Annotated in this window: 3 protein-coding genes and 1 pseudogene; all 4 read left to right on the top strand. The window is 63.0% G+C overall.

Annotated elements, in window-relative coordinates; translation table 11 throughout:
- Positions 1-109: 109 nt before the first annotated feature.
- Positions 110-535 (top strand): annotated as a pseudogene (locus ACFHWU_RS28595) (type I restriction-modification system subunit M N-terminal domain-containing protein); the annotation flags it as partial.
- Positions 509-2,509: an N-6 DNA methylase gene (locus ACFHWU_RS28590; protein WP_416592222.1), complete on the top strand. Its 2,001-nt coding sequence runs from the start codon at positions 509-511 to the stop codon at positions 2,507-2,509. The pseudogene ACFHWU_RS28595 and the gene ACFHWU_RS28590, both read left to right, overlap by 27 nt.
- A complete protein-coding gene (locus ACFHWU_RS28585) occupies positions 2,502-3,731 on the top strand; it encodes a hypothetical protein (protein WP_416592221.1) in 1,230 nt (409 codons plus the stop codon). Before ACFHWU_RS28590 ends, ACFHWU_RS28585 begins: the two co-directional genes overlap by 8 nt.
- Before the next feature lie 4 nt (positions 3,732-3,735).
- Positions 3,736-5,216: type I restriction endonuclease (locus ACFHWU_RS28580; RefSeq protein ID WP_416592220.1), on the top strand; the 1,481-nt coding region annotated here is incomplete at its 3' end.

The following is a 5,216-nucleotide window of genomic DNA, read 5'->3' as shown; positions in this document are numbered from 1 at the left end:
TTCCCATGCCCGACCGACACACCCTTGACCGCCGCCGCAACGGCTTAACCGAGCGGCGTTGAGGCTAGGGCGCGCGCTAGATGATCGTGCACGGACGGAGAGTGGGCACGTGCGGAAGTTGACCTTGCCGCAGTTGGAGCGGCACTTGTACTCGGCGGCGGACATACTGCGCGGCAAGATGGATGCGTCCGAGTTCAAGGAGTACATCTTCGGGATGTTGTTCCTCAAGCGGGCGTCGGACATGTTCGACGCCGAGCGGGAACGCGTCCTGGAGCGCTTCAAGTCCCGCGGGCAGGCCGAGGCGGAGCACCGGGCCGAACAGCCCTAGTCGTACCGTGAGGCGTTCTTCGTTCCCCCGCACGCGCGCTGGGATCACCTGCAACGGCTGCACGACGGCGTTGGCGACCAGATCAACAAGGCGCTGGCCGCCCTAGAGGACGCCAACCCGGCATCCCTTGAAGGGGTGGTCCAGCACATCGACTTCAACCGGCAGGTCGGTAACTCCCGCATCCCGGACAAGAAGCTCCGGGACCTGATCAAGCACTTCAGCCGGTACCGGCTGCGGACCGAGGACTTCGAGTTCCCCGACCTGCTCGGCGCTGCTTACGAGTTTCTGATCAAGGAGTTCGCGGACTCCGCAGGCAAGAAGGGCGGCGAGTTCTACACCCCGCGCGCCGTGGTCCGCATGATGGTCCGCCTGGTCAAGCCGCAAGAGGGTATGAGCGTCTACGACCCATGCTCCGGCTCGGGTGGCATGCTCATCCACGCTAATGAGTACGTAGAAGAGCACGGCGGCAACCCTCGCAACCTGGTCCTGGCTGGGCAGGAGAACTCTGGCAGTGTCTGGTCGATCTCCAAGATGAACCTGCTGCTGCACGGCATCCCCGACGCGAAGATTGAGAACGACGACACCCTGGCCAACCCGCGCCACGCGCACGGCGGCCAGCTCGACCTGTTCGACCGGGTGCTGTCCAACCCGCCGTTCTCGCTGAACTACACCAGCGACGGCATGCGCTACAGCAACCGGTTCCGCTGGGGCTGGGCACCCGAGGGCGGCAAGAAGGCCGACCTGATGTTCGTCCAGCACATGGTGGCCGTGCTGAAAGGCAACGGGATCGCCGCCACCGTCATGCCGCACGGCGTGCTCTTCCGCGGGGGCGCCGAGCGGGACATCCGCACCAAACTGCTCAACGACGACGTCATCGAGGCCGTCATCGGCCTAGCCCCGAACCTGTTCTACGGCACCGGCATCCCCGCCTGCGTGCTCGTGTTGCGCGCCCCCGGAGGCAAGCCAGTCGAGCGGGCCGGCAAGGTGCTGTTCGTCAACGCCGATCACGAGTTCTCTGGCGGCCGGGCGCAAAACTATCTACTGCCCGAGCACATCGAGAAGATCGTATACGCGTACGAGGCGTTCGGGGACATCCCCGGCTACGCGCGGGTCGTCACCCGAGAGGAACTACGGGAGAACGACGACAACCTCAACATCCGCCGATACGCCGACAACGCGCCTCCGCCGGAGCCACACGACGTGCGCGCCCACCTGCAGGGCGGCGTGCCCAAGGCGGAGGTCGCAGACAAGGCCGACCTGTTCACCGCGCACGGCTTTACCACCGACGCCGTGTTCGTCGACCGAGACGATGCCTACTACGACTTCGCCCAAGGCGTCGACCGCGCCGCACTCGCCGCGCTGGTCACGGCCCACGAAGGGGTACGCGAACGCGAGGCCGCCCTGGCTGCCGCACAACAGGAATGGTGGGAGGAGCACCGCAAGCTCGTGATCGAGCTGCCGTCGACCAAGCGGCTGATGGCGGCCCGCGCCGAGCTAATCGAGTCGTTCACGACCGCGCTGCTGCCGATCGGGCTGCTCGACCGCTTCCAGATCGCCGGGGTCATCGTCCGTTGGTGGGACGCCAACCAGTTTAACCTGCGCACGCTCGCCACCCACGGCTTCGACGGCGTGGTCGACGGCTGGGTCACTACCATCAGCACCGCCCTGGGCGACGATAAGTCCAAGATGGACCCGCTTGATCACCGGCTTGTGCCGAAGCTCGTGCCCGAATACCTGGAGGAGCTGAACGCTGTCGAGTCGCAGCGCGCCGAGCTCGACGCCCAGATCAGAGCAGCGACCGCCCCGGCCGACGACGAGGAAGAGCCGACCGACGACGAAGCCGAGGAGGCCGTCAGCCCAACCGAGCTGAAGCGGCTCAAGGCTGAGCTGACCAAGGCAAAGAAGCGTCAACGGGAGCTGATGGCGCAATTTATCGCGACCCTGGAGAAGGCGCGAGCAGACCTGACGGGCGAACAGGAACAAGATCTCGTCATGCAGATCTGGTACGCCGACCTGGCGGCGCACCTTGACGGATATGTCACCGCTCACCGCCGCAAGCTCACCGCCGCTCTCGAAAACTGGCGGGACAAGTACGCCGTGTCCCTCGCAGACCTCGAATCCCAACGCGACGCGACCACCACCCAGCTCACCACCTATCTTAAGGAGCTGGGGTATGCCTAACCAGATATTGAAGAAGTTCTGCGGAGATCGTCCGGAAGGCTGGACCACCGAGAAGATCGGAGATTGCCTCAGGGAGGTGTCTGTTCCAATCCGAATGCGCGATTCTGAAAGCTATAGACTCGTGAGCATTCGGCGCCGAAATGGTGGAATGTTCGAGCGAGGGCACGTCTTCGGAAGAGATATTCTGACGAAGACTCTACAGAAGGTGATACCCGGCAGCTTCGTTATTGCGCGTATGCAGGTGGTACATGGAGCTTGCTCATTAGCTTCAGAGGAGTTTAGTGGCGCCGCGATATCGAAGAGCTACACCAGCTTTGCTGGGACCGACCGCTGTGGCACGAAGTTCTTTTCGTGGCTCGCCAAGTCGCCACTCATGTACGCCTATTATCTCCATGCGAGCCACGGCGTCGTAATTGAGAAGATGACATTCGATCAGGAAAGCTGGCTTCGTTTTCCGATTTACCTCCCACCTTGGCGGGAGCAGCTTGGAATTGTCGAAGTGTTGGAGGCGGCAGACGAGTCGATTCTCTCGAAACGTCAACTAGTCACCAAATTGGATCGCACTCACCTTGCGCTTACCTCCCACGTCATGGCAGAAACTACGGGCTGGCGACTGGCGAAGCTTGCCGAATTGCTGCAAGGGCGGCCAAAGAACGGATATAGCCCCAAGGAGGTTGAGGACTTCACGGGGGTGGCTATGTTGGGACTGGGCTGCCTAACGCCCACGGGGTTCGAGCCGAGACAGATCAAAAATTCGCCTCCGCGTGATCCCAGAGTTGGGCGAGCTCGCCTCGCAGACGGGGATCTCCTAGTGTCTCGCGCAAACACCCGCGAATACGTAGGCCTCGCAGGCAGATATCGAGACATCGGTATGCCATGCATCTATCCAGACTTAATGATGCGACTAACAGCAGGTCCTGGTGTCCGTACCGACTTCCTGGAGCTTGCGTTGAGATCGCCGTTCGCAAGAAAGCAAATTGAGGCTCTTGCGGTGGGCACATCGGAGAGTATGGTAAAGATCAGCTCAGACATCGTCATGAATTTGGAAATCAAGCTACCCGCCTTGGAGGAGCAGGAAAGAATTGTCCGCCTTGTTGCCGACGCGGCCAGACCGTTGCAGGATACTCACAACCAGGTAAGAAAGCTCATCGCCGCCAAGCAGGGGTTGATGAAGGACTTGTTGACGGGACAGGTCCGGGTAAATTCCGCCGGGAAGGTATAGCGCTGTGGGATCGGGGTCAGAGTATGAACGGGTTGAGCTGCCGCTGGTACGGCAGCTTCGTGGGATGGGCTGGGAGCACCTCGAGTGCACGCAGTCCGACCCACCGGGCGTCACAGGCCGGGAGAGCTTCCGCGAGGTGCTTTTGCTCGACCGGCTCCACGCCGCCCTGCGCCGGATTAACCTGGACGACAGCGGCAACGAGTGGCTCGACGAGGAGCGGCTCAACCAGGCGGTCTCGCAGCTCACCCGGCCCCAAGCCAACTCCCTGCTCGAAGTCAACGAGGAGCTGACCGAGAAGCTGCTGCTTGGTGTGACGGCGGAGGGGGTGGACGGTTGGGACGGTGGTCGCGTCCGCACCGTCCACTTCATCGACTGGCAGTCCGCGGATCCGCAGGAGCGCAACGACTTCCTCGTCGTCAACCAGTTCCGGATCGACCCGCCCGGCGGCCGTACATCGATCTGGCCGGACGCCGTGCTGTTCGTCAACGGCATCCCGCTGGTCGTGGTCGAGGCGAAATCGCCGACCAAGCCGGACCCGATCGGCGACGCGGTTGAGCAGTTGCGCCGTTACGCAAATCAGCGCGGCTCGGTGGAGCCGGAGGGCAGCGAGCGGCTGTTCCACACCAACCAGTTCGTGGTGGCCACCTGCTTCGAGACGGCGAAGGTGGGCACGTTGACCTCGCTGAACGAGCATTTCGCCGAGTGGAAAACCACGGCTCCCGTACCCGAAGACGATGTGAAGTCCGACCTCGGCGTGGCGGAGTTGTCGTCGCAGCAGCGACTGGTCGCGGGGATGTTGCACCCGGCCCGAATGCTGGATCTGATGCGGCACTTCACGCTGTTCACGCAGCTCGATGGTCGCAAGATTAAAATCGGGGCGCGGTATCAGCAGTACCGCGCGGTGCGGGCCACGATCGACCGGCTCATCGCCGGCCGGACCCGGACGCAGGACGGCGAGCACGACCGGCGGGGCGGAGTCATCTGGCACACCCAGGGTTCTGGCAAGAGCCTGACCATGGTGTTCCTGGTGCGGGTGATGCGTTCGCATCCGGCGCTGGTCGGCTTCAAGGTCGTCGTGGTGACCGACCGGCGAGATCTACAGAGGCAACTGTCCGGCGTCGCGGAGCTGACCGGTGAGACGGTGTACACCGCGCACCGGGTGGCGAAGGCCAAGGAGTTGCTGGCCACGCCCGGCAAGGCGTTGGTGTTCGTGATGATCCAAAAGTATCGGAACCCGGAGGCTGAGAAGACTGACGACGCGGCGCTGAAGAGCATTGGGGAACTGGACGCCTCTCCCGAGGTGCTGGTGCTGGTGGACGAGGCGCACCGCTCACACGGCAGCACGCTGCACGCCGCACTGCAGAGGGCGCTGCCCAACGCCGCCCGGGTCGGGTTCACCGGCACACCGATCATCATGGGTGCTAAGCCTCAATCCGTGGACCTGCCTGGTTGGGTGATGTCCGAATCGCAGTATGGATGCAGTGA

The organism is Micromonospora sp. LOL_015 (genome assembly GCF_048060275.1).
Taxonomy (GTDB): Bacteria; Actinomycetota; Actinomycetes; order Mycobacteriales; family Micromonosporaceae; genus Micromonospora_E.
The sequence above is the reverse complement of the archived record's forward strand: the minus strand, read 5'-3'. Positions and strand labels throughout refer to the sequence as shown.

What these genes read in the sequence shown, in the direction of transcription:
- ACFHWU_RS28585 (WP_416592221.1), top strand. Translation starts at nt 2,502, where the DNA reads ATGCCTAACCAGATATTGAAGAAGTTCTGCGGAGATCGTCCGGAAGGC.